The sequence below is a fragment of the Mycobacterium sp. genome (assembly GCF_035506235.1).
Lineage (GTDB): Bacteria > Actinomycetota > Actinomycetes > Mycobacteriales > Mycobacteriaceae > Mycobacterium.
Map to the genome: position 1 here is coordinate 48,908 of NZ_DATJPU010000287.1, position 24,580 is coordinate 73,487.

The window sequence follows — 24,580 nt, forward strand, 5'->3', positions numbered from 1 at the left end:
AGCGACCGGCCATCGAGGACGTGATGGCGCTCAGCCCACTGCAGCGGGGGCTCTTCGCGATGACCGCGCTGGCTGAATCCACTGACGGCGACGCCGCCGACGCCGTCGACCCGTACGTCATCGCGATGGCCGCCGACGTGGCGGGCTCGCTCGACGTCCCCCTGCTGCGCGAGTGCGCCGCGACGATGCTGGCCCGGCACCCGAACCTGCGGGCGAGCTTCGTGCATGGCAACCTCAGCCGGCCCGTGCAGGTGGTTCCGGCCGCCGTCGAGGTGCCCTGGCGGCAGGCCCGGGCCACGCCGGAGGAGGTCGAGACCCTGGCGGCCGACGAGCGCCGGCGCCGTTTCGACGTGGGCCGCGGTCCGCTGATCCGGTTCCTGCTCATCGAATTGCCGCACCGGCGCTGGCATCTGGTCGTCGTCGCGCATCACCTCGTCATCGACGGGTGGTCCCTGCCGCTTTTCGTCGCCGAATTGCTTGTCCTGTACCGGGCCGGCGGTGACGGCACCGCGTTACCACCGGCGCCGCGGCCGTATCGCGACTACATCGGGTGGCTGGCCGGCCGGGACCAGGCGGCCGGCCGGGCGATGTGGGCCGAGCACCTGAACGGCCTGGAGGGCCCGACCCTGTTGTCGCCGGCGCTGACCGCCGTCCCGCCACCGGCGGGCATCCCGCGCCGCACCACGCTGCAACTGAACCCAGATGCCACCGCCGCGCTGGCGGGCGCCGCCCGCACCCGAGGGGTCACGCTCAACACGCTGTTCCAAATGGGTTGGGCGGTGATACTTTCGGCCCTGACCGATCGCGGCGATGTGACCTTCGGGGTGACGGTGTCCGGCAGGCCCGACGAATTGTCGGGCGTGGAGGCGATGATCGGCCTGTTCATCAACACCGTGCCGTTGCGGGTGCGGCCGGATCCCCGCACGACCGTCGCGGCGCAATGCCTTGCCCTGCAACGGAAATCCGCCGAGTTGCGGGACCATAGCTATCTGGGGCACGCCGAACTGCGTTCCATCGCCGGTGTCGGTGAGATGTTCGACACCCTGCTGGTGTACGAGAATTTCCCGCCCGGCGGCGTGGTGGGTGCCACCGAATTCGCGGCAAACGGCGCGACTTTCCGTCCGGCGACGCTGGAGAGCGTGTCACACTTCCCGGTGACCATCGCCGCGCACACAAGCGCGGGTGAGCTCACCGTGCTGGTTGAGGTGCTCGACGGTGCGCTGGGCGCGATGACGCCCGAAAGCCTGGGCGCGCGGCTGCTGGCGGTGGTGCGGCGTCTGGTGGACAACTGGGACCGGCCCCTGCGCGAGGTCGGCATCCTGCTGGACGGCGAGCGCGGCCCGGGCTTGCCGGAGGCACCTGCACGCACGCTCGCGGCGCACGCCCGGTTCGCGGAAGTCGCTGCCGCGCAACCCGAGTCGATCGCGGTGAGCTGGCAGGACGGCCGGCTGACCTACCGCGAGCTGGACGCGCTCGCCGACCGGCTGGCCGCCGCCCTGGCCCGGGCGGGCGTGGTCGGCGAGACCCCGGTCGCGATCATGCTGTCGCGGGGCCCGGGTTACGTGGCCGCGATGCTGGCGATCCTCAAGGCCGGCGGCACGATCGTGCCGCTGGATCCGGCGATGCCACAGGAACGGGTGGCCGAGATCCTGCGCCAGACATCGGCCCCGGTCGTCGTCGACGAGGAACTGTTCGCGGCCGCCACCGAGACCGCCGCGCCGGCGGACTACCGGCCGGCCGCGGTACCACCGGACCATGCGGCCTACGCGGTGTTCACCTCGGGCACCACCGGCGCACCGAAGGGCGTCATCGGCACCCACCGGGCGCTTTCGGCCCACGCCGAGGACCACATCGAGCGGGTGCTGCGACCGGCCGCCGCGCGAATCGGGCGACCGCTGCGCGTTGCCCATGCCTGGTCCTTCACCTTCGACGCGGCGTGGCAGCCGTTGGCGGCGTTGCTCGACGGCCACTCGGTGCACATCGTCGACGACGGCCGGCAGCGCGACGCCGAGGCGCTGGTCGCCGCGATCGACGAGTTCGGCCTGGACATGATCGACACCACGCCGTCGATGTTTGCCCAGTTGCACGACGCGGGGCTGCTGCGCCGGGTGCCGCTGGCGGTGCTCGCGCTCGGCGGCGAAGCGCTGGGCAGCACCGCGTGGCAAGCGATCCAACGGGAATGCGCCCGCACGGCGATGGCCGCCTTCAACTGCTACGGGCCCACCGAAACCACGGTCGAGGCCGTCGTCGCCGCCGTCGGCGAGCATGCGCGACCGACCATCGGGCGTCCGACCCGCACCACCCGCGCCTACGTCCTGGACTCCTGGCTGCGGCCGGTGCCGGACGGCGCCGTGGGCGAGCTGTACCTGGCGGGCGAGCAGCTGACCCGCGGCTACCTCGGGCGCGCCGCCGAGACCGGCGCGCGGTTCGTCGCCGACCCCAACGGCGGCGGTCGCCGGATGTACCGCACCGGAGATGTGGTGCGCCGCATGCCCGATGGCGGCCTGGAGTTCCTCGGGCGCAGTGACACTCAGGTCAAGATCCGCGGTTTCCGCGTCGAGCCGGGTGAGATCGCCGCGGCGCTCAACGGCCTCGACGGGGTGCGCGGCGCCCACGTGACGGCCCGCACCCACGCCAGCGGGCCGCGGCTCACGGCGTACGTGGCGGCCGGGCCCAATCCGCCGGCGGCGGCCGAACTGCGTTCGATGCTGCTCAAGCGGCTCCCGCACTACCTGGTGCCGCACCACATCGTCGTCCTCGACGAGTTGCCACTCACCCGCCACGGCAAGGTCGACGAAAACGCCTTGGCGGCAACCGATACCGTGGTGGGCACGGCCACCCCGCCCGAGACGCCGACCGAGGCGGCGCTGGCCCAGGCGCTCACCGACGTCCTGGAAATCGCGGACGTCGACGTCACCGCCGGCTTTCCGCAGCTGGGTCTGGACAGCATCGTGGCCCTCTCGGTGGTGCAGGCAGCCCGCCGGCGCGGCGTCGCGCTGCGGGCCAGGCTGATGATGGAGTGCGAGACGATCCGCGAACTCGCCGCGGCGATCGACAACGATGCCCAACAGCTCGTGCCCGCCGAGGAGAATGGCCCAATCCCGTTGTTACCCAACGCCCGATGGCTCTACGAGTACGGCGAACCGCGGCGGCTCGCGCAGACCGAAGCCATCCGGCTGCCCGACACCGTCACGCGCGAGCACCTGCGCGCCGCGCTGGCAGGCATCGTCGATGGTCACGAGGTGCTGCGCACCAGGCTGGACCGCGCCGCCATGACGCTGGTCGAAGGTCCGGCCCCCAAGACCCTCACAGCCGTCCTCACCGAGGTGGACGTCGACGACCTGCGCGCGGCGGTCGGCGTGCAGGCCGCCACCGCCGTCGAGCGACTCGACCCGGAGCGGGGAACCCTGCTGGCCGCGGTGTGGCTCCGGCCGCCGAGCGGGCCGAGCGTGCTGCTGCTGGCCGCCCACGTGCTGGCGCTGGATCCGGCGTCATGGCGGGTGGTGCTCGGCGAATTGGACTCCGCGCTAAGGGCTTTGGCCTGCTGCCGCCCGCCCGCGCCGGTGCGCGAGCACACCGGCTATCGGCGCTGGGCCGCGGCGCTCGCCGAGCGCGCCCACCGGCTCGACACCGTCGGCTTCTGGCGCGCCCAACTCGAGGGCGACGATCCCGACATCGGGGCGCGGCGGATCCGCCCGGGCCGGGATGTGGCCCGCGACCTGGCCGTCCGCACGGCCGTGCTGGACGCCGACCTCAGCGGCCGGCTGCTGAAATCCGAGGCGCCGCTGCCCGAGCTGCTCGTTGCCGCCACCGCTGCGATGGTGACGAGCTGGCGGCGGGCGCGGGGCCAGGCCACGCCCCCACCCCTGCTCGCGCTGGAAACCCACGGCCGCGCCGACGCCGTGGTGGACGAGCCGGGCGCGCCCGCCATCGACACCGGCGACACCGTCGGACTGCTCAGCTCGATCTACCCGGTGCGGGTGGATCCGGCGCGGCGCGTCGGTGAGCAGCTGGCCGAGATCCCCGGCGACGGGATCGACTACGGGCTGCTGCGCTACCTGCGCGCCGACACCGCCGAGCAGCTCGCCGGCTTCCCCGGGCCGCAGCTGCTGCTGAACTATCTCGGCGCCGCCCACACCGGCGGCGGCACCGAACTACTCCTCGACCGCGACCTGCTCGCCGACGTGTCACCGGTGCCCGAGCCCGCCCTCGCGGTGCGCCACGAGCTCACCATCCTTGCCGTCGTGCTCACGGTCGGGGAACAGCGGGTCCTGGCGGCGCAGTGGCGCGCGCTGCCCGACATCCTCGATGACGCAGATGTAGCCGCGCTGCAACAGCTTTGGACAGAACACCTGAGGGAGGTGGCGCGATGAGCACGCTCGCGATCCTGGGCGCCGGAGCCAAGGCGGTGGCCGTCGCGGCCAAGGCTTCGGTGCTGCGCGACATGGGGGCCGAGGCGCCCGATGTGGTTGCCGTCGAACGCATCGGGGTCGGGGGTAACTGGCAGGCCAGCGGCGGCTGGACCGACGGGGCGCACCGGTTGGGCACCAGCCCGGAAAAGGACGTCGGGTTTCCCTACCGGTCGGCGCTGGTGCCGCGCCGCAACGCCGAACTCGATGAGCGGATGACCCGCTACGGCTGGCAGTCATACCTCATCGCCACCGCGTCGTTCGCTGAGTGGATCGACCGCGGCAGACCGGCGCCCACCCACTTCCGGTGGAGCCAGTACCTGGGGTGGGTCGCCGACCAGGTCGGCCTGAACGTGGTGCACGGCGAGGTCGAACGGTTGGCCGTCACCGGCGACCGCTGGGCGCTTCACACGCACGAAACCACGGTGCACGCCGACGCTTTGATGATCACCGGCCCCGGCCAGGCCGAAAAGTCCTTGCTGCCGGGCAATCCGCGGATGCTGTCGATCGCCCAGTTCTGGGACCGCGCCGCAGGCGACGACCGGATCAGCGCGGAGCGGGTGGCGGTGATCGGCGGTGGCGAGACGGCCGCGTCGATGCTCAATGAGCTGTTCCGGCACCGGGTTTCGACCATCACCGTCATCTCGCCACAGGTGACGCTGTTCACCCGCGGCGAGGGCTTCTTCGAGAACTCGCTGTTCTCCGATCCCACCGACTGGGCCGCCCTGACGCTGGACGAACGCCGCGACGCGCTGGCCCGCACCGACCGCGGGGTGTTCTCGGCCAACGTGCAGGAGGCGCTGCTGTCCGACGACCGCATCCGCCACCTGCGCGGCCGGGTCGCCCACGCGGTGGGCCGGGACGGGCAGATCCGGTTGACCCTGTCCAGCAACCGCGGCAGCGAAAACCTCGAGACGGTGCACGGTTTCGATCTGGTCATCGACGGCTCCGGCGCCGACCCGCTGTGGTTCACCTCGCTGTTCAGCCAGGACGCGCTCGACCTGATCGAGCTCGGGCTGGGCGGGCCGCTCACCGCCGACGGCCTGCAGGAGGCGATCGGCTACGACCTGGCCGTCACCGACGTCGCCCCAAAGCTGTTCCTGCCCAACCTTTCCGGACTCACCCAGGGCCCCGGCTTCCCCAACCTGAGCTGCCTCGGGTTGCTGTCCGACCGGGTGCTGGGCTCCACGGCAGGTTCCGTCAGGCACCCGACGATGAGGAGAAGCGATGAGCACCAACCCCTTCGATGACGATGCCGGGGCGTTCTACGTGCTGATCAACGGCGAGGAGCAGCACAGCCTGTGGCCGGCGTTCGCCGATATCCCGGCCGGTTGGCGCGTCGTGTACGGCGAGGCGAGCCGGTCGGCGTGCCTGGACTACGTCGATGAGAACTGGACCGACATACGGCCGAAGAGCCTGCGTGAGGCCATGGCGGGCGACTGAACGCCGGTAGCGTGGCCGTACCGTGACCCGCCCGAGACCGAGAACAGAAGTCGCTGCGGGCAGAATCACAACTCTTACTCACCAGGGGGAGGAACTGACGATGAGAATGAACCGCGTGAAATCCTTGGCCGTTGGCGCGCTAGCGATGGGCGCGGCGGCCCTCGGCGTGACATCCGTCGCTCCAGTCGCCGCCGCGCCACTGCCACAGGATCCGCCGCCGGCCCCGGGCCTGCCGACCCCTGACCAGTTGTCCAGCCTGTGCACCCAGGCCACCGATCCGGGCGTGTCGTACACGACCAAGGCCAACCTGGTCGAAAACGGCATCGCTCCGGACGAGGGCCACGTGGCCGACCACGACCTGAGGAAGGCGTACCGGAATGGAAACTTCCCGGAGACGTTCGCCGTGACGAACATTGCGCCGGCCGGACCGAACATGGCCCAGGCCGACGTGGCCATCTCGGGTCCGAAGTTCGCCGGACCGGTCGAGAAGCACCTCGTGTTCGTCAACCAGGGCGGCAACTGGATCCTGCAGCACGACGCCGCGATCGCCCTGATCCAGGCGGCGTCGGCGACGAACTAGCAAGGCCGACAGCGTAGGCGCACAGGTTGCTCACGCGACGTGGCCGTAACGTCACCGTGCCGTGGCGCGAAACAACAACCGCAAGAGGCACGCTGTCGAATCCGTGCCCGTTGAAGGGGGAGCGATGAAAACCGTCAAGTTCTTGGCTGCCGGCGTGGCGGCCCTTGCCGCCGTCGGGGGTGCGGCCGCCGGCATCACGTCCACCGCGACGCCGGGCGAGGCGGCGTCGGTGCGGCTGATCGCGGTCGGCGCGCCGTTACCGCAGGAACCCGCACCGGCGGCGAACGTGCCGAGCGCCGATCAGTTGACCGGCCTGCTGAACAGCCTGGCCGACCCCAGCGTTTCCTTCACCGGCAAGAGCAACCTGGTCGAAGGCGGAATCAGTGGGCTCGAGGCGCACGTCGCCGACAAGAAGCTGCAGAAAGCGGCCAAGAACGGCGACCTGCCACTGGCGTTCGGCGTCACCAACATCCAACCCTCCGCGCCCGGTTCCGCCACCGCCGACGTCGCGGTCTCGGGTCCCAAGCTCACGTCGCCGGTCACCCAGAACGTCACGTTCGTCAACCAGGGCGGCTGGGTGCTGTCGCGCGCGTCGGCGATGGGGTTGCTGCAGGCCGCCGGTCACTGATCGGCGCTCAGGCCGCGCAGGTCTAATTTGGCGATCCGTTCCGGGTCGGCCAGGACGTCGATCTCGGCGACCCGTCCGTCGCGTACGAGAAACGCCATGACCGCCGTGGGCCGGCCGTCGACGAAGACGACCGCACCGGCGGCGCCGTTGACGGTGGCGGCGCGCACCTCGCGTTCGGGCGCCGCGTAGCTCCGGGCGAGCTTGGCGACCGAGGCCGCGCCCTCGGCCCGGAACCCGGCGGTGCCCCGGCCGAAATCGCCGCGCAGCACGACGTCGGGATGCAGCACGGACACGAGCCGGTCGAAGTCGCCCGCGCGGCCCGCCGCGAAGAAGGCGTCGACGGCCTCGCGCTGCGCGGCGACGCCACGGTCGGGGGCCGGATCGGCGCGCTCGATGCGCCGGCGGGCCCGGCTGGCCAGCTTGCGCGTCGCCTCAGGCGTGCGCTCGACGATGGGTGCGATCTCGTCGAACGGAACGGCGAACACGTCGTGCAGCACGAAGGCCAGCCGCTCGGCCGGCGGCAACGTGTCCAGCACCACGAACAAGGCCAGCCCCACCGCGTCGGCCAGCATCGCCCGGTGCTCGGGGTCGGATTCGCCTACGGCGTCGACGATCGGATCCGGCAGGTGCGCGACCGGCTCCTCCCGCCCGTGGCCGTGGCGGTCGCGCAGGGTGTTCAGGCAGATGCGGGCCACCACGGTGGTCAGCCACGCGTCGAGGTTGGCGATCCCCTGATCGGTGCCGCTGAGCCGCAGCCACGCCTCCTGCACGGCGTCCTGGGCGTCGTCGATCGAGCCCAGCATGCGATAGGCCATGGCACCCAGCCGTGGCCGCGAAGCCTCGAAACGCGCCGCCAGCGCGGCATCCGGCGCATCCGGCCTCGTCACGCGCGGCCATTCTCGGGCAGGGCGCACACCCGGTTGCCGGAGAAGCCCGACGACCTGACGTCGAGCGCGATGTTGAACCGGGCGCGCAGGTTACCGAGCGTGATGACGTGGGTCAGCCCGACGAGCTGGGCGGTATCGAAGTGGGCGCGCAGCGCGTCGAAGAGCTGATCGCTCACCTCGACCGGGGTGCGGCTGATCGCGGTGGCGTACTCGAGGATCAGCTTGTCGAGCTCGGAGAAGCACGCGGCGTCCCGGTAATGGGCCATGGCCAGCAGCTCCTCGTCGGTGATTCCCCACTGGCGCGCGATCTGTGAACCCAGGTCGACGCAGTACTCGCAGCCCACCGTGGTCGCCGACTTCAGCTCGGCCAGCGCGCGGTGGCGGGGACTGAGGATGTCCAGCTTCGACTCGGCCTGCTCGAGCTTGCCGTAGGCGTTGAGCAAGCGGGGGATGTGCGCATACAGGCGCAGCGGTTCGAGCATCCCCGCGGTCTGCAGGCCGGTCATCTGTGCGAGCTTGCGCCTGGTGAAGAAGAAGGCGATCCTGGCGCCCAAACCGGCGTCCCGGTCGGAGACTCCCTGAAGGCGGGGCATGGCGGTCCTCCTTGAACGTGGTCCTTTCAACGTCGACACTCGGCGAGGCAGAAATGTGACCGCGCCCACGGACTACGTCTGGTGGCTCAGCGGCATGTCCATGTCGAACACCCGGGCGTGCAACACCGTGCGGTTCCGCAGCGCGGCGCGCACCGCGCGGTGCAGGCCGTCCTCGAGGTAGGTGATGCCCCGCCACCGCACCGCGTGCGGGAAAAGGTCGCCGTAGAAGGTGGAGTCCTCCGAGAGCAGGCGGTCGAGCGCGAGCACCGTCGTTGTCGTGACCAACTCGTCCAGCCGGATCTGCTGGGGCGGTATCTGAGACCAATCCTTGTAGGACAGCCCGTGCTCGGGATACGGCTTGCCTTCGCGCACGCCCTTGAAAATCATTGGCGGATCGTCTCTGACGCATCCCCCGGGCCCGGCAAGTACATGGTGGACAGGCTAGTTGTTCTGGTGGCGACCCGCTTCGCCCGGCTGCGCCGCGCTCGCGATCGCCACTGGTTGTTCTGGTGGCGACCCGCTTCGCCCGGCTCCGTAGCCGGACGCCGCGAATGGCGGTGCGGACCTCCTGACACCGTAAAATGGACGCGACGAGGAGGTGGGAGCCGATGGGGAGCGCCGACGAGCGTCGCTTCGAGGTACTGCGCGCCATCGTCGCCGACTTCGTCGCCACCAAGGAACCGATCGGTTCCAAATCGTTGGTCGAGCGTCACAACCTGGGCGTGTCGTCGGCCACGGTCCGCAACGACATGGCGGTGCTGGAAGCCGAGGGCTACATAGCCCAGCCGCACACCAGCTCCGGCCGGGTGCCCACCGAAAAGGGCTACCGGGAGTTCGTCGATCGACTCGCCGACGTCAAGCCGCTGTCGTCGGCCGAGCGGACCGCGATCCAAACCTTTCTGGAGTCCGGTGTCGACCTCGACGACGTGCTGCGGCGCGCGGTGCGGCTGTTGGCCCAACTGACGCGCCAGGTGGCGGTGGTGCAGTACCCGACCTTGTCGGCGTCGACCGTTCGACACCTGGAGGTAGTCGGACTGACGCCGGCCCGGCTGCTGATGGTGGTGATCACCGACTCCGGCCGGGTCGACCAGCGCATCGTCGAACTGGGCGACGTCATCGACGACCATCAGCTGTCCCAGTTACGCGAGATGCTGGGTCAGGCCCTGGTCGGCAAGAAGCTCGCCGCCGCGTCCACCGCCGTCGCCGACCTGGCGGGCGAGCTGCACGGGCGCAGCGGGCTGGCCAGCAACCTCAGCGACGCCGTCGGCCGCTCGGCGACGGTGCTGCTCGAGTCGTTGGTGGAGCACACCGAGGACCGCCTGCTGATGGGCGGCACCGCCAACCTCACCCGCAACGCCGCGGATTTCGGCGGTTCGCTGCGGTCCATCCTGGAGGCCCTCGAGGAGCAGGTGGTGGTGCTGCGGTTGCTGGCGGCCCAGCAGGAGGCCGGCAAGGTGACGGTGCGCATCGGGCACGAGACGGCCGCCGAGCAGATGGCGGGCACCTCGATGGTGTCCACCGCCTACGGCACCTCGGATACCGTGTACGGCGGTATGGGTGTGCTGGGCCCCACCCGGATGGACTATCCGGGAACTATCGCAAGCGTGGCTGCGGTTGCTCTCTATATCGGCGAGGTCCTGGGTGCCCGATGACCGTGCACCCAAGTGTTTGTTGACGGCCGCAACGGCGGCACAAGGAAGGTCAGGGCGTGGCACGCGACTATTACGGGCTGCTCGGCGTGAGCAGAAACGCCAGCGATGCGGAGATCAAGCGCGCGTACCGCAAGTTGGCGCGCGAGCTGCATCCCGACGTCAACCCCGATGAGGGCGCGCAGGCGAAGTTCAAGGAAATCAGCGTCGCCTACGAGGTGCTGAGCGACCCGGAGAAACGCCGGGTCGTCGACCTGGGCGGGGATCCGCTGGAGAACGCCGCCGCTGCCGGCGGGGGGTTCGGCGGCTTCGGCAACCTGGGCGACGTGTTCGAGGCCTTCTTCGGCGGCGGGTTCAACGGGGGTTCGGGCTCGCGTGGCCCCATCGGCCGGGTCCGGCCCGGTTCGGACTCGCTGCTGAGGATGCGGCTGGACCTCGAGGAGTGCGCGACCGGCGTGACCAAGCAGGTCACCGTCGACACCGCGGTCTTGTGCGATCGGTGCCAGGGCAAGGGGACCAACGGCGACTCGGTGCCCGTCCCCTGCGACACCTGCGGTGGCCGCGGGGAGGTGCAGACGGTGCAGCGCTCGCTGCTGGGCCAGATGGTGACGTCGCGGCCGTGTCCGACCTGCCGCGGTGTGGGCGTCGTCATCCCCGACCCGTGCCACCAGTGCATGGGCGACGGCCGGGTGCGGGCCCGCCGGGAGATCAGCGTCAAGATTCCGGCCGGTGTCGGCGACGGCATGCGCGTCCGCCTGGCCGCCCAGGGCGAGGTCGGTCCCGGGGGAGGGCCTGCCGGTGACCTGTACGTCGAGGTGCACGAGCAGCCCCACGACATCTTCGTCCGCGAGGGCGACGACCTGCACTGCACGGTTTCGGTGCCGATGATCGACGCGGCGCTGGGCGCCACGGTCACCATCGACGCCATCCTGGACGGTCAGAGCGAGATCACCATTCCGCCTGGCACACAGCCCGGTTCGATCATCACCCTGCGCGGCCACGGGATGCCGCACCTGCGTTCGGGCGCGCGGGGCAACCTGCACGTCCACGTCGAGGTGGTGGTGCCCACCCGGCTGGACCACCACGACACCGAGCTGCTGCGCGAGCTGAAGAACCGCCGCAGCCGCGATGTGGCCGAGGTCCGTTCCACCCACGCCGGCGGCGGACTGTTCAGCCGGCTGCGCGAGACGTTCACCGGGCGCTGAGTCTCCGGGCCCCGCATGGTGGCGACGCTGTTCTACGTTGACGCATTGCCCGACGTCGGCGCGCTGGCCTTGGTCGACGGGGACGAGGGTTTCCACGCCGCCACGGTGCGCCGGATCCGGCCCGGCGAGCAGCTGGTGCTCGGCGACGGCGCCGGTGAGCTCGCCCGGTGCGAGGTCGAGCACGCGGGGCGCGACGGGCTACGGGCACGGGTGCTGGCGCGCTGGAGCGTCGAGCCCGGCCACCCGGCGGTGACGGTGGTGCAGGCGCTGCCCAAGTCCGATCGCACGGAGCTGGCGATCGAGTTGGCCACCGAAGCCGGCGCGGACGCGTTTCTGGCCTGGCAGGCCGCACGCTGCGTGGCCAGCTGGCAGGGGCCCCGGGCCGACAAGGGTCTGCGCCGGTGGCGTGCCGTCGCCCGTTCGGCGGGCCGGCAGTCTCGGCGGGCGCATATCCCGCCCGTCGGCGGCGTGCTGTCCACCGCGGCGCTGACTCAACGGGTTCGCGACGAAGTGGCGGCCGGGACGGCGGTGCTGGCCCTGCACGAGTCGGCGACCGATCGGCTCGCGAATGCCCATGTCGGCCAAGCGGATTCGGTGTTCCTGGTGGTCGGCCCCGAGGGCGGCATCGCGCCGGATGAGGTCGCAGCGCTGACCGAGGCGGGCGCGGTGGCGGTCCGGCTGGGTCCCCAGGTGCTGCGGACGTCGACCGCGGCGGCCGTGGCGCTGGGTGCGCTGGGCGTGCTCACGCCGCGCTGGGACCAACACACCGACTGCGCGCCCGCCGAGAGTGAATCGGGCGACGCGACACGCCGGTGACCCGTCGCAGTCTTCACTCTGGACGGCAAACGAACCGTTGGGACAGGCTCCTGACCGGCGGTAGACTGGCAAGCCAGGATTTCACCACGTCAGACCCGACAAGGCAGGCATCGAAAACCACGTGACGCCCCGCGAGACCAGCGCTGCTGACACGGCATCGACCTCTCACGTTCGCAGCAGCATCGACGTTCCGCCCGATCTCGTCGTGGGCCTGCTGGGTTCGGCGGACGAGAACCTACGCGCCCTGGAACGCATCCTCAACGCCGACCTGCACGTGCGGGGCAACACGGTCACGCTGTCCGGCGAGCCGGCCGACGTCGCGCTGGCCGAGCGGGTGGTCTCCGAGCTGGTCGCCATCGTGGCCAGCGGTCAGCCGATGACGCCGGAGGTGGTGCGCCACAGCGTCGCCATGCTGGTCGGCACCGGCAACGAATCACCGGCCGAGGTGCTCACCCTGGACATCTTGTCGCGCCGCGGCAACACGATCCGGCCCAAGACGCTCAACCAGAAGCGCTACGTCGACGCCATCGACGCCAACACCATCGTCTTCGGGGTCGGCCCGGCGGGCACCGGCAAGACGTATCTGGCCATGGCCAAGGCAGTGCACGCACTGCAGACCAAGCAGGTGAGCCGGATCATCCTGACGCGGCCGGCCGTGGAAGCCGGTGAGCGCCTTGGCTTTTTGCCCGGCACGTTGAGCGAGAAGATCGACCCCTATCTGCGGCCGCTGTACGACGCGCTGTACGACATGATGGACGCCGAGCTGATTCCCAAGCTGATGTCCGCCGGCGTCATCGAGGTCGCGCCACTGGCATACATGCGCGGTAGAGCACAACCGGTGTTCACCAAAGTATTGACCCCCAACGGTTTCCGCCCGATCGGTGAACTGCGGGTCGGGGATTCTGTGATCGGTTCCGACGGACTTCCGACGGAGGTCTTGGGTGTCTATCCGCAGGGCTTCAAGGAGATCTACCGGGTCTTTACTCAGGATGGTTCCTCGACGCTGGCGTCCGGTGATCACCTCTGGTCGGTGTACACGCGGGAGGATAGGCGGCGTGGCAAACCCGCACGCGTGCTGCAGACCAAGGAGATGATCGGCAACCTCCGCGCGGCGCACTACCACCGCTATGAGTTGCCGCTGCTCAGTGCGCCGGTGCATTTCAAAATGCAGCCGGTGCCTCTCGACCCGTACGCTCTTGGTCTGCTGCTAGGTGACGGATGCGTGACGTGCTCGACGACACCGAGTTTCGCGACGACCGATCCGGAGCTTGCCGAGTCTCTAGGGCAGCTGATCCCGGGGATCAAAATACGGCGCAAAACAGAGGTCGACTACATACTGAACCGCGCCACTCGTCCGGGCGAGGTCATCACCCGAGAAAACCCGGTGACCGGCGCCATGCGTCGCCTCGGGCTGGCGGGCATGCGGTCGAATACCAAGTTCGTCCCAGCGGGTTACCTGTTCAACACATGCGATGTCCGGCTGGCGGTGTTACAGGGTCTCTTGGACTCGGACGGCGGTCCGGTCACTCAGCAGGGTCGGACCTGCCGGATTCAGTTCTCGACGGTCTCCGCCCGGCTCCGGGACGACGTGGTGTGCCTGGTTCAGTCGCTGGGCGGTGTCGTTTATTCGCACACTCGGCCCGCCGAGGGGCGCAAGCCGGGACTCGCCCGCGGCCGCGACGTGCATCACCGATCCGACGCGCACATCCTCGACATTCGTTTGCCCGAGGGGATCGTGCCGTTCCGGCTGGCCCGTAAGGCTGCGAAGTACGACGCTTCGGGTGGCGGTCGGCCAGTGCGTTATATCGACCGGATCGAGTCGGCGGGCACCGAGGAGGCGGTGTGCATCCAGGTTGCGGCAGCGAATTCTTTATACGTCACCGAGGATTTTCTTTTGACGCACAACACCCTTAACGACGCCTTCATCGTCCTCGACGAGGCGCAGAACACCACCGCCGAGCAGATGAAGATGTTCCTCACCCGACTGGGTTTCGGGTCGAAGGTCGTGGTCACGGGGGACATGACTCAGATCGACCTGCCCGGCGGCGCCCGTTCCGGCCTGCGCTCGGCCGTCGACATCCTCGACAGCGTCGAGGACATCTACATCGCGGAGCTGACCAGCGTCGACGTGGTGCGTCATCGGCTGGTCTCGGAAATCGTCGACGCCTACGCCCGCTACGAGGAGCCCGGCTCGGGGATGAACCGGGCGGCCCGGCGCGCCTCGGGCAGCCGCAGCCGCCGATGAGCATCGAAGTCTCCAACGAGTCGGGCATCGACGTGTCCGAGGTTGAATTGGTCAGCGTCGCAAAATTTGTGATCGCGCGGATGGACGTCAACCCGAGCGCCGAGCTGTCGATGGTGCTGTTGGACACCGCGGCGATGGCCGACCTGCACATGCGCTGGATGGATCTGCCCGGGCCGACGGACGTGATGAGCTTCCCAATGGACGAGCTGGAGCCCGGCGGCCGACCCGACGCGCCCGAGCCGGGGCCGGCGATGCTGGGCGACATCGTGCTGTGCCCGGAATTCGCCGCCGAACAGGCGGCCGCGGCCGGCCACAGCCTGGGACACGAGTTGGCGCTGCTGACGATTCACGGTGTGCTGCACCTGCTCGGCTACGACCATGGGGAGCCGGACGAGGAAAAAGAGATGTTCGCTCTGCAAGACCGGTTGCTCGAAGAATGGGTCGCCGAACAGGTCGAGGCCTACCAGCAGGACCGCCAGGAGGAACGCGACCGCCGGTTGCTGGACAAGTCAAGGTATTTCGACAATTGACCGGCGTCTCCCAGCTGCTGGGCGCGATCGCGTTGATCGCTCTGGGCGGGCTTTTCGCGGCGATCGACGCCGCCATCAGCACGGTGTCACTCGCGCGCGTGCAGGAACTGGTCCGCGAGGAGCGCCCGGGCGCGGTGTCGCTGTTGAAGGTGATGAACGAGCGTCCCCGCTACACCAACCTGATGGTGCTGCTGCGCATCATCTGCGAGATCACCGCGACCGTCTTGTTGGTGGTGTTCATCTACGACAACTGGGGCATCAAGTGGGCGTTGTTCGGCGCGGCCACCATCATGGTGGTGACCAGCTTCGTCGTCATCGGAGTCGGCCCCCGCACCCTCGGCCGCCAGCACGCCTATTCCATTTCCCTGGTGGCAGCCCTTCCGCTGCGGGTGATTTCGTGGTTGCTGATGCCGCTCAGCCGATTGCTGGTGGTGCTGGGCAACGCCCTCACACCGGGCCGGGGGTTGCGAAACGGGCCGTTCGCCTCCGAGATCGAACTGCGCGAGGTCGTCGATCTGGCCCAGCAGCGCGGCGTCGTTGCCGCCGACGAGCGCCGGATGATCGAGTCCGTGTTCGAACTCGGGGACACCCCGGCGCGCGAGGTGATGGTGCCGCGCACCGAGATGATCTGGATCGAAAGCGACAAGTCCGCCAGCCAGGCGACGAACCTGGCCGTGCGCAGCGGGCACTCCCGCATTCCGGTGATCGGCGAGAACGTCGACGACATCGTCGGCGTGGTGTACCTGAAAGACCTTGTCCAGCAGACATTCCTGTCACCCGACGGTGGCCGCGACATCAAGGTGTCGCAGGTCATGCGCCCGGCCGTCTTCGTGCCGGACTCCAAGCCCCTGGACGCGCTGCTGCGTGAGATGCAACGCGACCGCAACCACATGGCCCTGCTCGTCGACGAGTACGGCGCGATAGCCGGCCTGGTCAGCATCGAGGACGTGCTGGAGGAGATCGTCGGAGAGATCGCCGACGAGTACGACGAGGCCGAGACCGCCCCGATAGAAGATCTGGGTGACAAACGGTTTCGGGTTTCGGCGCGGCTGCCGATCGAGGACGTCGGCGAACTGTACGGCGTGGAGTTCGACGACGACCTCGACGTCGACACCGTGGGCGGCCTGGTGGCTCTGGAATTGGGCCGCGTGCCGCTGCCCGGCGCCGAGGTGGTCTCGCACGGCCTGCGCCTGCGCGCCGAGGGCGGCCCCGATCATCGAGGGCGGGTGCGGATCAACACCGTCCTGCTGAGCCCGGCCGAAGCCGACGGGTCGGCGGACGGGGAGGCCACACACCATGCCTGACGTGAGGCCGGCAGTGGTGCCGCGGTCCGGGACGCCGAACGTGCACTCACGGCGAAATATGACGCGGAAATTCGCAGTGCGTGCACGTTCGGCGATGGGCGACGATGGCTGAATTCCGTTCGGGGTTCGTATGTTTGGTGGGCAGGCCGAATACCGGCAAGTCGACGCTGACCAACGCGCTGGTCGGCACCAAGGTGGCGATCACCTCGACGCGGCCGCAGACCACCCGGCACACCATTCGTGGGATCGTGCATCGAAAAGACTTTCAGATCATCCTGGTGGACACCCCCGGCCTGCACCGGCCGCGCACGCTGCTGGGCAAGCGGCTCAACGACCTGGTCCGCGACACCTACGCCGAAGTCGACGTGATCGGGTTGTGCATCCCGGCCGATGAGGCGATCGGCCCGGGAGATCGGTGGATCGTCGAGCAGATTCGTGCGGTCGCGCCCAAGACGGCGCTGGTCGCCGTCGTCACCAAGATCGACAAGGTGCCCAAGGACCGGGTGGCCGCGCAGCTGGTCGCCGTCAGCGAGTTGGTCGGCGATTCGGCCGAAATCGTCCCGGTGTCGGCGGTGACGGGCGCGCAGGTCGACGTGCTGATCGACGTGCTGGCCGCGGCGCTGCCCGTCGGCCCGGCCTACTACCCCGACGGTGAGCTGACCGACGAGCCGGAAGAGGTCCTGATGGCCGAGCTCATCCGCGAGGCCGCCCTCGAGGGGGTGCGCGACGAGCTGCCGCACTCGTTGGCGGTGGTGATCGATGAGGTCAACCCGCGGGAGGGGCGCGACGATTTGATCGATGTGCACGCAATCCTCTACGTCGAGCGGGACAGCCAGAAGGGCATCGTCATCGGCAAGGGCGGCGCGCGGCTGCGGGAAGTGGGCACCGCGGCGCGTGCCCAGATCGAGAAGCTGCTGGGCACCAAGGTCTTCCTCGACCTGCGCGTGAAGGTTGCCAAGAACTGGCAGAGCGACCCGAAACAACTTGGTCGGCTTGGTTTTTAGAAGTTTGATCGCATCGGCGACGACGGGGTAGCCATCGCGTATGACCCAACCACAGTTAGCCCTAGTCACCGGCGCGTCGAGCGGTATTGGGCTGGAACTGGCCAAGCAGTTCGCTCAACACGGCTATGACCTCGTCGTGGCCGCCGAAGACGACGCCATCAGAGACGTGCCGCCGGCACCTCACCTGCGCGACGGCGGCGCCCCGGCCGGCGGCGTGTCGGCACCGGCGTGCCACCAGACCGGCGGCTGTCTGGTGGACCAGCCGCAGACGGCCTCCAGTTCGGCGGCCAGCGAGATCAGCATGCCCTCGCTGTTCGCTGGCCCCATCAGCTGCACGCCGATTGGCAAACCCTCCGAGGTAAAGCCCGCCGGCACGTTGATGGACGGCCAGCCCAGCAGGTTCCACGGCCACGTCAACGGGCACGCCGCGATCATGGCGCGGTCGGTGCCGAAGCCACTCAGCCGGTCGAAGGCGCGCGCCAACGGCGGTGGCTGGGCGGTCGTCGGTGCCAGCACCACATCGACGATGTCGAAGATCGAGCCCACCCGGCGCTGGTCGGCCGCCTCGTGGCGGCGCGCGCTGCGCAGTATCGCCTGCCCCAGCACCTGGCCCACGCGCAGGTTGGACAGGGTGCGGGGGTCCCAGATGACGCCGTCGCCCAGCCGCTCCTCCCAGTCGCGCAGGCCCGCGGTGGACCGGGCGAGGAAGTTCCACGACAACCGCACGCCGTAGTCCGGGTTCCCGGGCACCACCGTGTGGCCGAGCAGCTCGAGTTGCTTGCCCACCGCGCGCGTCGCGGCCAGGATCTCCGGGTGCAACTTGGCACGAAAACCGCTGTACGGGAACCGGGTTGACAGCGCGATGTTGAGCGGGCCGGGCGCCTTTCCGACATACTCGGACGCCGTGATCGGGGGCGGCTTATGCCGGTCGCCCTCGACGTTGCCGGACGCGGCGTCGAGCACCAGCGCCGCGTCGGCCACCGTGCGGGCCAGCACGCCGTTGACCGTGACGCCGTTGAACGCCTCCGGCAACGGCCAGGTGGAGATGCGGCCGCGCTGCGGCTTGATGCCCACCAGATGTGTCCAGGCGGCGGGGATGCGGACGCTGCCGGCGCCGTCGGAGCCGATGGCCGCGGTCACCAGACCCGCGGCCACCGCGGCCGCGCTGCCCCCCGACGACCCGCCCGGGGTGTGCCGGCGCGACCAGGGATTCCGGGTGTGGCCGAACCCGGGCCCGCTGGTGAACGGCCATTGGCCCAGCTCGCATGTGTTCGTCTTGCCGACGATCACGGCGCCGGCGGCCTTCAGGCGGCGGACCACCTCGGCATCCTGGGTCGCGGGCCCCACATACCCCTCGGTGCCGAAGGCGGTTGGCACGCCGGCGACGTCGACGTCGTCCTTGACCGCGATCGGGATGCCCAGCAGCGGCGCGGTGTCCCCGGCCGCCCGTCGCCGGTCGGCCTCCGCCGCGGCGGCCAGCGCCGACTCGGTGAGCACCACCCGGAAGGCGTTCAGCGTCGGCTGGCTGGAATGGATGGCGTGCAGTGAACGGCTCACCAGTGTGGTGGACGTCACTGCGCGGCTGGCCAGCTGATATAGCAGGTCAGTCAGCGTGGGCAGGCGTTGGCCGCCGGATCCGGAGATGGACCCGGTGCCCGCCCCGGAAGCGCCAATCACGGGGTACGAGACTAACGGCGCGGATACCCGCATTGTCGCGGCGGGGTGCAAAACTATTGTGATGCGGCTATATCGAGACCGAGCTGTGGTGTTGCGCCAGCACAAGCTCGGCGAAGCCGACCGGATCGTCACCCTGCTGACCCGCGATCATGGGCTGGTTCGTGCGGTGGCCAAGGGCGTTCGCCGCACCCGCAGCAAATTCGGCGCGCGGCTCGAGCCGTTTGCTCACATCGACGCGCAACTGCACCCCGGCCGCAATCTCGACATCGTCACCCAGGTCGTCGCCATCGACGCGTTCGCCACCGACATCGTCAGCGACTACGGCCGGTACACCTGCGGGTGCGCGATGCTGGAAACCGCCGAACGCCTCGCCGGCGAGGAGCGGGCGCCCGCCCCGGCGCTGCACCGGCTCACGGTGGGCGCGCTGCGCGCGGTGGCCGACGGGCGCCGCCCCCGCGACCTGTTGCTGGACGCCTATCTGCTGCGCGCCATGGGCATCGCCGGATGGGCGCCCGCGCTCACCGAGTGCGCACGGTGCGCCACACCCGGTCCGCATCGGGCGTTTCACGTCGCCGCCGGGGGAAGCGTCTGCCCACACTGCCGCCCGGCCGGCTCGACCACCCCGCCACCGGGTGTGCTGGATCTGATGGCCGCGCTGCACGACGGGGACTGGGAGGCCGCCGAGGCATCGCCGCAATCGCACCGCAGCTACGTCAGCGGGCTGGTGGCCGCGCACTTGCAATGGCATCTGGAACGACAGCTCAAAACGTTGCCGCTGGTAGAGCGGACATATCAGGCCGACCGCACCATCGCCCAACGGCGCGCAGCGTTGATCGGGCAGGATACGGCCTGTGGCTGAGCGCAAGCCGAAGTCCACCGACTTCCCGCAGCTGCCCCCCGCGCCCGACGACTACCCGGTCTTCCCCGACAAGTCGACCTGGCCGGTCGTCTTCCCGGAGCTGCCGCCGTCGGCCGACGGTGGCCCGTGCCGCCCCCCGCAGCACGTCTCGAAAGCCGCCGCGCCCAGGATCGCGGCCGACCGATTGCCCAATCATGTGGCCATCGTGATGGACGGCAACGGGCGCTGGGCCACCCAACGCGGGCTCAGCCGGACCGACGGCCATCGGGCGGGCGAGGCGGTCGTCATCGACATCGTCTGCGGCGCAATCGAAATCGGAATCAAGTGGTTGAGTCTCTACGCCTTCTCCACCGAGAACTGGAAGCGTTCGCCCGAGGAGGTCCGCTTCCTGATGGGGTTCAACCGCGACGTGGTGCGCATGCGCCGCGTAAACCTCAACACGATCGGAGTCCGGATCCGGTGGGTGGGATCGCGACCGCGCCTGTGGCGCAGCGTGATCAACGAGCTGGCGATCGCCGAGTCCATGACGGCCGGCAACGACGTCATCACGGTGAATTACTGCGTGAACTACGGCGGCCGCGCCGAGATCACCGAAGCCACACGGGAGATCGCCCGTTTGGCGGAAGCGGGCAGGCTGAACCCGGACCGGATCACCGAGTCGACGATCTCCCACCACCTGCAACGGCCCGACATCCCCGACGTGGATCTGTTCCTGCGGACCTCGGGGGAGCAGCGGTCCAGCAATTTCATGTTGTGGCAGGCGGCCTACGCCGAGTTCATCTTTCAGGACAAGCTGTGGCCCGACTACGATCGCCGCGACCTCTGGGCGGCCTGCGAGGAATACGCCGACCGCAATCGACGGTTCGGGAGCGCCTAGTGCCATCACTGCAGGAACGCCTGGCGTCGATACTGCGCGACGTCCTTCCCGTCGAGGAGGAACCCGACGGCGCCCTGACGGTTCGCCACAACGGCACGCTGGCGTCGTTGCGGGTGGTGAACATCACCGAGGACCTCGACCTGGTGTCGCTTACCCAGGTCTTGGCCTGGGATCTGCCCCTGACCAAGAAGATCAGCGACCAGATCGCCAAGCTGGCGCACGACAGCAACTTCGGCAGCGTGACGCTGGTCGAGAAGGTCAACCGGAAGGCGGTGCAACGCAATTCCGGCAAGAGCGCGGCCAAAACCGCCGACGTGATGCTGCGTTACAATTTTCCCGGCGGCGGCCTGACCGACGACGCCCTGCGCACCCTGGTCATGCTGGTGCTCGACACGGGCGCGGAGATGCGTCATTCGCTGACGGGCTAGGACACCGCGGATTGGGCCGGGGCGACGGCCGTCGAACCCTGGGCCATGTTTTCGCGGCCGCCGGTCCGCAGCAGCGAGGGCATGAGGTCCGGGTCGTAGGTGGCCGGTCGCGTCGAGTCGACGAACCGTTCGATGACCTCGACGAAGCGGTCGGGGTGGTCGTGGAACGGCATGTGCCCGGAGTCCTCGAAGATCTCCATTCGCGAACCGGGCATCGCCGCGTGCGCCGTGTGGGCGTGTTCCACCGGGATGATCAGGTCGTCCTCGCCCCAAATGATCTGCACTGGAACAGATTTCACCAGATAGCTGCGGTCCAGCATGGTGACGTATTGGCCGCGCGCGTCCACCACCGATCGCAGGGTGGCCGCGAACGCCGCCAGCCCGGCGGGGTCCAAGAAGCCCTCGAGCAGGTCGACGACGTCGGCGGCGTCGCGCCCGACCTTGGTGGAACCCAGCACGGTCTGCACGGCGCGGCCCAGGCGCCGTATCGCGGGCATCACGCCCGGCGCGCGCAGCACGCCCAGCGCCTCGGCGCCCATCGGCATCGCCGCCAGCCGCAACGCCAGGCTGACGTCCTTCGCGACGCCGCCGGCGCTCACCAGCACGATGCGCTCCACCAGCTGCGGGTACTGATAGGCGAACTGCATCGCGACGCCGCCCCCGAACGAATGCCCGACGACGGTGACCCGGTCGATGCCGAGCACCGCGAGCAGGTCGCGCATGCCGTTGGCGAACGCCGGCAACGAGTAGTCGGCGTGGGGTTTGTCGGACTCGCCGTGGCCCAGCAGATCCGGCGCGATGACTGTGAACCGTTGCGCAAGCTTGGCGTGCACGGTTTCCCACGACTCGGAGTTGTCGCCGACGCCGTGGATCAGCAGCAGGGCCGGTCCCGACCCCGCGATCCGGAAGGCTCGGCGGTAGCCATGGATCGTCCGAAACTGCAGTGACGGGGCCTCGACCTCGCGTACCGGCCGCAGGTGGGGCGACAGTTCGTTGCGCATGGTGTTCTCGCTTCCCTTGAGGGTGTTGCCTCGGCCCGTGGGCCACTCATGGGTAGGAGCACGCGGCGGACGCGTGTCGGACGGTTTTTTCAGAAACTTTTTTGCGGGGTGCCGCGCCGGGCGGAGGGTCGGCGGGCTAGGAACGGCACTGGGCGCAGGTTCCGAAGATCTCGATGGTGTGGCTGACGTCGGAGTAGCCGTGTTTGGCGGCCACCTCGGCCGCCCAAGCCTCGACCTCGTGGTCGCCCACCTCGATCGTGGAACCGCAGCAACGGCACACCAGATGGTGGTGATGATGTTCCGAGCACCTGCGGTAGACCGACTCGCCGGTGTCGGTGCGCAGCGTGTCGACCATGCCCGCGGCCGCCATGGACTGCAGCGTCCGGTACACGGTGGTCAGGCCGATGTTCTCCCCGCGGCGGCGCAGCTCGTCGTGCAGTTCCTGGGCCGAGCGGAATTCGTCCAGCGTCTCCAGCAGCGTGGCAATCGCGGCCCGCTGGCGGGTCGAACGCACGCTGGCGTTAGTCATGCGCGCCGCTTTCCCCCGCAAGCGGGTGGGGGTACCTCCCACTTGTGGGGGCGTGCCCCCACCTCATCGCTCCACCCTGCATCGTCGCCGGCGCGAGTCATACGGTGTCCTCGCTCGCGTGGGCGACGGCGTCGACGACGATGTGCGCGAGGTGATGGTCGGCGAGCCGATACAGCACTTCGCGACCGGACCGCTCCCCGGCCACCACGCCCGCCGCCTTGAGTATCTTCAGGTGCTGGCTGACCAGCGGCTGTGGCACGCCGAGCGCGTCGACCAGTTCGTGCACGCAGCGGTGCGATTCGCGCAATTGCAGCACGATGGCGATCCGCACGGGCGCGGCCAGCGCGCGCAACAGCTCGCCCGCGGCGTCGAGGATCTCCCGCGACGGCGGGACGGGATATTCGGGACATTCCGCGTGTTCGCGCGGGCCGGCCCCGCCGCGCTCGTGGGCCACCACGCTCAGGTCGGATCCCATGGCGCCGCCGGCGGCGGCCGCCGAGGAGGACTTCGATAAGGGCACCGAGGAGGACATCGCCATAGGAGAGTCATCACCTCGAGAAGCGCCGGGTATCGGAAGTGCCCGCCGTGGGAATCACGATCGGCCGCTTTCCACTGTCACATGCATGATGACGCATGTCAAAGACGGCGGCGCCGGTCGATACCATGGCTGATGTTTTGCGAGCGGCGGTTCGCCGCCGGCCTGTCCGCCGGGATCTTCGAAAGGGAGTGCACAGCCCCGTGGCGTCCGTCATCGACACCGTAGTCAACCTGGCCAAACGGCGGGGCTTCGTGTTTCCCTCCGGCGAGATCTACGGGGGCACCAAATCGGCGTGGGATTACGGCCCGTTGGGCGTCGAGCTCAAGGAGAACATCAAGCGCCAGTGGTGGCGCGCTGTGGTCACCGGCCGCGACGACGTGGTCGGAATCGATTCGTCGATCATCCTGCCTCGGCAGGTGTGGGTGGCCTCCGGCCACGTCGAGGTCTTCCACGACCCGCTGGTCGAATGCCTGAACTGCCACCACAGGCATCGCCAGGACCACATGCAGGAGGCCTGGTTAGCCAAGAATGCGGCGAAGAAGGGGATCGCCGACCCCGACTCGGTCCCGATGACCGAGATCGTCTGCCCGGACTGCGGCACCAAAGGGCAGTGGACCGAGCCGCGCGAATTCAACATGATGCTCAAGACCTACCTCGGGCCGATCGAGACCGAGGAGGGGCTGCACTATCTACGTCCGGAGACGGCGCAGGGCATCTTCGTCAATTTCGCCAACGTGGTCACGACGGCGCGCCGCAAGCCGCCGTTCGGAATCGGGCAGATCGGCAAGAGCTTCCGCAACGAGATCACCCCCGGCAACTTCATCTTCCGGACCCGGGAGTTCGAGCAGATGGAGATGGAATTCTTCGTGGAGCCGTCAACGGCCAGGGAATGGCATCAGTATTGGATCGACACTCGACTGCAGTGGTATGTCGACCTGGGCATCGATCCGCAGAACCTGCGGCTGTACGAGCACCCCAAGGAAAAGCTGTCGCACTACTCCGACCGCACCGTCGACATCGAGTACAAGTTCGGGTTCGTCGGCAATCCGTGGGGTGAGCTGGAAGGCGTCGCCAACCGGACGGACTTCGACTTGTCAACGCACGCAAAGCATTCCGGCGCCGACCTGTCGTTCTACGACCAGGTCACCGACACCAGGTACACGCCTTACGTCATCGAACCGGCCGCCGGTCTGACGCGGTCGTTCATGGCGTTTCTGATCGACGCCTACAGCGAGGACGAAGCCCCCAACGCCAAGGGCGCCATGGAGAAGCGCACGGTGCTTCGGCTCGACCCGCGGCTGGCGCCGGTCAAGGCCGCCGTGCTGCCGCTGTCGCGGCACGCCGACTTGAGTCCCAAGGCCCGCGACCTGGCGGCCGA

General features: G+C 69.2%; 22 protein-coding genes and 5 pseudogenes. 19 read left to right on the forward strand and 8 right to left on the reverse strand.

Annotation, left to right across the window (positions count from 1 at the left end; translation table 11 throughout):
- Positions 1–23 precede the first annotated feature (23 nt).
- The 5 genes from VMD50_RS27150 (at position 24) to VMD50_RS27170 (ending at position 7,060) form a co-directional block, all read left to right on the forward strand.
- Positions 24–4,373, forward strand: coding sequence for an amino acid adenylation domain-containing protein (locus VMD50_RS27150; RefSeq protein WP_325432657.1), 4,350 nt, complete (start codon positions 24–26; stop codon positions 4,371–4,373).
- Complete coding sequence (mbtG, locus tag VMD50_RS27155) at positions 4,370–5,659, forward strand: NADPH-dependent L-lysine N(6)-monooxygenase MbtG (RefSeq protein ID WP_325432613.1); 1,290 nt, start codon at positions 4,370–4,372, stop codon at positions 5,657–5,659. Before VMD50_RS27150 ends, mbtG begins: the two co-directional genes overlap by 4 nt.
- Positions 5,637–5,852, forward strand: a complete 216-nt coding sequence (locus VMD50_RS27160) for an MbtH family protein (protein ID WP_325432616.1) — start codon at positions 5,637–5,639, stop codon at positions 5,850–5,852. Before mbtG ends, VMD50_RS27160 begins: the two co-directional genes overlap by 23 nt.
- A 106-nt stretch (positions 5,853–5,958) precedes the next feature.
- Positions 5,959–6,432, forward strand: a complete 474-nt coding sequence (locus VMD50_RS27165; RefSeq protein ID WP_325432659.1) for an MTB12 family secreted protein — start codon at positions 5,959–5,961, stop codon at positions 6,430–6,432.
- Positions 6,433–6,556: 124 nt separating this feature from the next.
- A complete protein-coding gene (locus VMD50_RS27170) occupies positions 6,557–7,060 on the forward strand; it encodes an MTB12 family secreted protein (protein WP_325432618.1) in 504 nt (167 codons plus the stop codon).
- On the opposite strand, the gene VMD50_RS27175 is transcribed toward VMD50_RS27170, so the two are convergent.
- The 4 genes and pseudogenes from VMD50_RS27175 to VMD50_RS29950 all read right to left on the reverse strand — a co-directional run.
- Positions 7,054–7,947, reverse strand: a complete 894-nt coding sequence (locus VMD50_RS27175; protein WP_325432620.1) for a sigma-70 family RNA polymerase sigma factor — start codon at positions 7,945–7,947, stop codon at positions 7,054–7,056. The genes VMD50_RS27170 and VMD50_RS27175 overlap by 7 nt on opposite strands.
- A complete protein-coding gene (locus VMD50_RS27180; RefSeq protein ID WP_325432622.1) occupies positions 7,944–8,540 on the reverse strand; it encodes a carboxymuconolactone decarboxylase family protein in 597 nt (198 codons plus the stop codon). Before VMD50_RS27180 ends, VMD50_RS27175 begins: the two co-directional genes overlap by 4 nt.
- A 72-nt stretch (positions 8,541–8,612) precedes the next feature.
- The gene (locus VMD50_RS27185) at positions 8,613–8,927 is read right to left on the reverse strand and encodes a type II toxin-antitoxin system VapB family antitoxin (RefSeq protein WP_325432624.1); all 315 of its coding nucleotides are present in this window, start codon (positions 8,925–8,927) and stop codon (positions 8,613–8,615) included.
- A 57-nt stretch (positions 8,928–8,984) separates the two neighbouring features.
- Positions 8,985–9,079 (reverse strand): annotated as a pseudogene (locus tag VMD50_RS29950) (hypothetical protein); the annotation flags it as partial.
- Between the two features lie 69 nt (positions 9,080–9,148).
- Between VMD50_RS29950 and hrcA the strand changes: the two are divergent.
- The 10 genes and pseudogenes from hrcA to VMD50_RS27235 all read left to right on the forward strand — a co-directional run.
- A complete protein-coding gene (hrcA, locus tag VMD50_RS27190; protein ID WP_325432626.1) occupies positions 9,149–10,192 on the forward strand; it encodes a heat-inducible transcriptional repressor HrcA in 1,044 nt (347 codons plus the stop codon).
- Positions 10,193–10,248: 56 nt separating this feature from the next.
- A complete protein-coding gene (gene dnaJ / locus VMD50_RS27195) occupies positions 10,249–11,394 on the forward strand; it encodes a molecular chaperone DnaJ (protein WP_325432628.1) in 1,146 nt (381 codons plus the stop codon).
- A gap of 15 nt (positions 11,395–11,409) precedes the next feature.
- The gene (locus tag VMD50_RS27200) at positions 11,410–12,210 is read left to right on the forward strand and encodes a 16S rRNA (uracil(1498)-N(3))-methyltransferase (protein ID WP_325432630.1); all 801 of its coding nucleotides are present in this window, start codon (positions 11,410–11,412) and stop codon (positions 12,208–12,210) included.
- A 121-nt stretch (positions 12,211–12,331) separates the two neighbouring features.
- Positions 12,332–13,039: pseudogene (locus VMD50_RS27205) on the forward strand (PhoH family protein); the annotation flags it as partial.
- 591 nt (positions 13,040–13,630) lie between these two features.
- A pseudogene (locus tag VMD50_RS27210) lies at positions 13,631–13,846 on the forward strand (LAGLIDADG family homing endonuclease); the annotation flags it as partial.
- A 270-nt stretch (positions 13,847–14,116) separates the two neighbouring features.
- Positions 14,117–14,455, forward strand: a pseudogene (locus tag VMD50_RS27215) (PhoH family protein); the annotation flags it as partial.
- Positions 14,452–14,985 carry an rRNA maturation RNase YbeY gene (ybeY, locus tag VMD50_RS27220; protein WP_325432632.1) on the forward strand — a complete coding sequence of 178 codons (534 nt, stop codon included), beginning with the start codon at positions 14,452–14,454 and terminating at the stop codon, positions 14,983–14,985. The pseudogene VMD50_RS27215 and the gene ybeY, both read left to right, overlap by 4 nt.
- On the forward strand, positions 14,982–16,289 hold the full coding sequence (locus VMD50_RS27225) for a hemolysin family protein (RefSeq protein ID WP_325432634.1): 1,308 nt from the start codon (positions 14,982–14,984) through the stop codon (positions 16,287–16,289). The genes ybeY and VMD50_RS27225 overlap by 4 nt, the downstream gene beginning before the upstream one ends.
- Positions 16,290–16,393: 104 nt before the next feature.
- Positions 16,394–17,293 (forward strand): GTPase Era, encoded by a 900-nt coding sequence (gene era, locus VMD50_RS27230; protein ID WP_325432636.1) that lies wholly within the window; start codon positions 16,394–16,396, stop codon positions 17,291–17,293.
- 40 nt (positions 17,294–17,333) lie between these two features.
- A pseudogene (locus VMD50_RS27235) lies at positions 17,334–17,453 on the forward strand (SDR family NAD(P)-dependent oxidoreductase); the annotation flags it as partial.
- A 20-nt stretch (positions 17,454–17,473) separates the two neighbouring features.
- Here the strand turns inward: VMD50_RS27235 and VMD50_RS27240 are convergent.
- Entirely contained in the window at positions 17,474–18,970 is a 1,497-nt protein-coding gene (locus VMD50_RS27240) for an amidase (protein WP_325432638.1), read from the reverse strand.
- Positions 18,971–19,031: 61 nt separating this feature from the next.
- Between VMD50_RS27240 and recO the strand changes: the two genes are divergently transcribed.
- Genes recO through VMD50_RS27255 form a run of 3 tightly spaced genes read left to right on the forward strand, consistent with a single transcriptional unit; the run spans position 19,032 to position 21,134 of the window.
- Entirely contained in the window at positions 19,032–19,829 is a 798-nt protein-coding gene (gene recO, locus VMD50_RS27245) for a DNA repair protein RecO (RefSeq protein ID WP_325432640.1), read from the forward strand.
- The gene (locus VMD50_RS27250) at positions 19,822–20,706 is read left to right on the forward strand and encodes a decaprenyl diphosphate synthase (RefSeq protein WP_325432642.1); all 885 of its coding nucleotides are present in this window, start codon (positions 19,822–19,824) and stop codon (positions 20,704–20,706) included. Before recO ends, VMD50_RS27250 begins: the two co-directional genes overlap by 8 nt.
- Positions 20,706–21,134, forward strand: a complete 429-nt coding sequence (locus VMD50_RS27255; RefSeq protein ID WP_325432644.1) for a hypothetical protein — start codon at positions 20,706–20,708, stop codon at positions 21,132–21,134. Before VMD50_RS27250 ends, VMD50_RS27255 begins: the two co-directional genes overlap by 1 nt.
- Here VMD50_RS27255 and VMD50_RS27260 read toward each other — a convergent pair.
- From VMD50_RS27260 to VMD50_RS27270, 3 genes are all read right to left on the reverse strand, one after another.
- The gene (locus VMD50_RS27260; protein ID WP_325432646.1) at positions 21,131–22,135 is read right to left on the reverse strand and encodes an alpha/beta fold hydrolase; all 1,005 of its coding nucleotides are present in this window, start codon (positions 22,133–22,135) and stop codon (positions 21,131–21,133) included. The genes VMD50_RS27255 and VMD50_RS27260 overlap by 4 nt on opposite strands.
- Before the next feature lie 136 nt (positions 22,136–22,271).
- A complete protein-coding gene (locus VMD50_RS27265) occupies positions 22,272–22,664 on the reverse strand; it encodes a Fur family transcriptional regulator (protein WP_325432647.1) in 393 nt (130 codons plus the stop codon).
- A 97-nt stretch (positions 22,665–22,761) separates the two neighbouring features.
- The gene (locus VMD50_RS27270) at positions 22,762–23,139 is read right to left on the reverse strand and encodes an ArsR/SmtB family transcription factor (RefSeq protein WP_325432661.1); all 378 of its coding nucleotides are present in this window, start codon (positions 23,137–23,139) and stop codon (positions 22,762–22,764) included.
- A 251-nt stretch (positions 23,140–23,390) separates the two neighbouring features.
- Between VMD50_RS27270 and VMD50_RS27275 the strand changes: the two genes are divergently transcribed.
- Positions 23,391–24,580, forward strand: a 1,190-nt coding sequence (locus VMD50_RS27275) for a glycine--tRNA ligase (RefSeq protein WP_325432649.1), incomplete at its 3' end; no start/stop codon positions are given.

What these genes read in the sequence shown, in the direction of transcription:
- VMD50_RS27260 (WP_325432646.1), bottom strand. Translation starts at nt 22,135, where the DNA reads ATGCGCAACGAACTGTCGCCCCACCTGCGGCCGGTACGCGAGGTCGAG.
- ybeY (WP_325432632.1), top strand. Translation starts at nt 14,452, where the DNA reads ATGAGCATCGAAGTCTCCAACGAGTCGGGCATCGACGTGTCCGAGGTT.
- era (WP_325432636.1), top strand. Translation starts at nt 16,394, where the DNA reads ATGGCTGAATTCCGTTCGGGGTTCGTATGTTTGGTGGGCAGGCCGAAT.
- VMD50_RS27160 (WP_325432616.1), top strand. Translation starts at nt 5,637, where the DNA reads ATGAGCACCAACCCCTTCGATGACGATGCCGGGGCGTTCTACGTGCTG.
- VMD50_RS27185 (WP_325432624.1), bottom strand. Translation starts at nt 8,927, where the DNA reads ATGATTTTCAAGGGCGTGCGCGAAGGCAAGCCGTATCCCGAGCACGGG.
- VMD50_RS27165 (WP_325432659.1), top strand. Translation starts at nt 5,959, where the DNA reads ATGAACCGCGTGAAATCCTTGGCCGTTGGCGCGCTAGCGATGGGCGCG.
- recO (WP_325432640.1), top strand. Translation starts at nt 19,032, where the DNA reads ATGCGGCTATATCGAGACCGAGCTGTGGTGTTGCGCCAGCACAAGCTC.
- mbtG (WP_325432613.1), top strand. Translation starts at nt 4,370, where the DNA reads ATGAGCACGCTCGCGATCCTGGGCGCCGGAGCCAAGGCGGTGGCCGTC.
- VMD50_RS27200 (WP_325432630.1), top strand. Translation starts at nt 11,410, where the DNA reads ATGGTGGCGACGCTGTTCTACGTTGACGCATTGCCCGACGTCGGCGCG.
- VMD50_RS27170 (WP_325432618.1), top strand. Translation starts at nt 6,557, where the DNA reads ATGAAAACCGTCAAGTTCTTGGCTGCCGGCGTGGCGGCCCTTGCCGCC.
- VMD50_RS27265 (WP_325432647.1), bottom strand. Translation starts at nt 22,664, where the DNA reads ATGACTAACGCCAGCGTGCGTTCGACCCGCCAGCGGGCCGCGATTGCC.
- VMD50_RS27180 (WP_325432622.1), bottom strand. Translation starts at nt 8,540, where the DNA reads ATGCCCCGCCTTCAGGGAGTCTCCGACCGGGACGCCGGTTTGGGCGCC.
- hrcA (WP_325432626.1), top strand. Translation starts at nt 9,149, where the DNA reads ATGGGGAGCGCCGACGAGCGTCGCTTCGAGGTACTGCGCGCCATCGTC.
- VMD50_RS27270 (WP_325432661.1), bottom strand. Translation starts at nt 23,139, where the DNA reads ATGGGATCCGACCTGAGCGTGGTGGCCCACGAGCGCGGCGGGGCCGGC.
- VMD50_RS27150 (WP_325432657.1), top strand. Translation starts at nt 24, where the DNA reads ATGGCGCTCAGCCCACTGCAGCGGGGGCTCTTCGCGATGACCGCGCTG.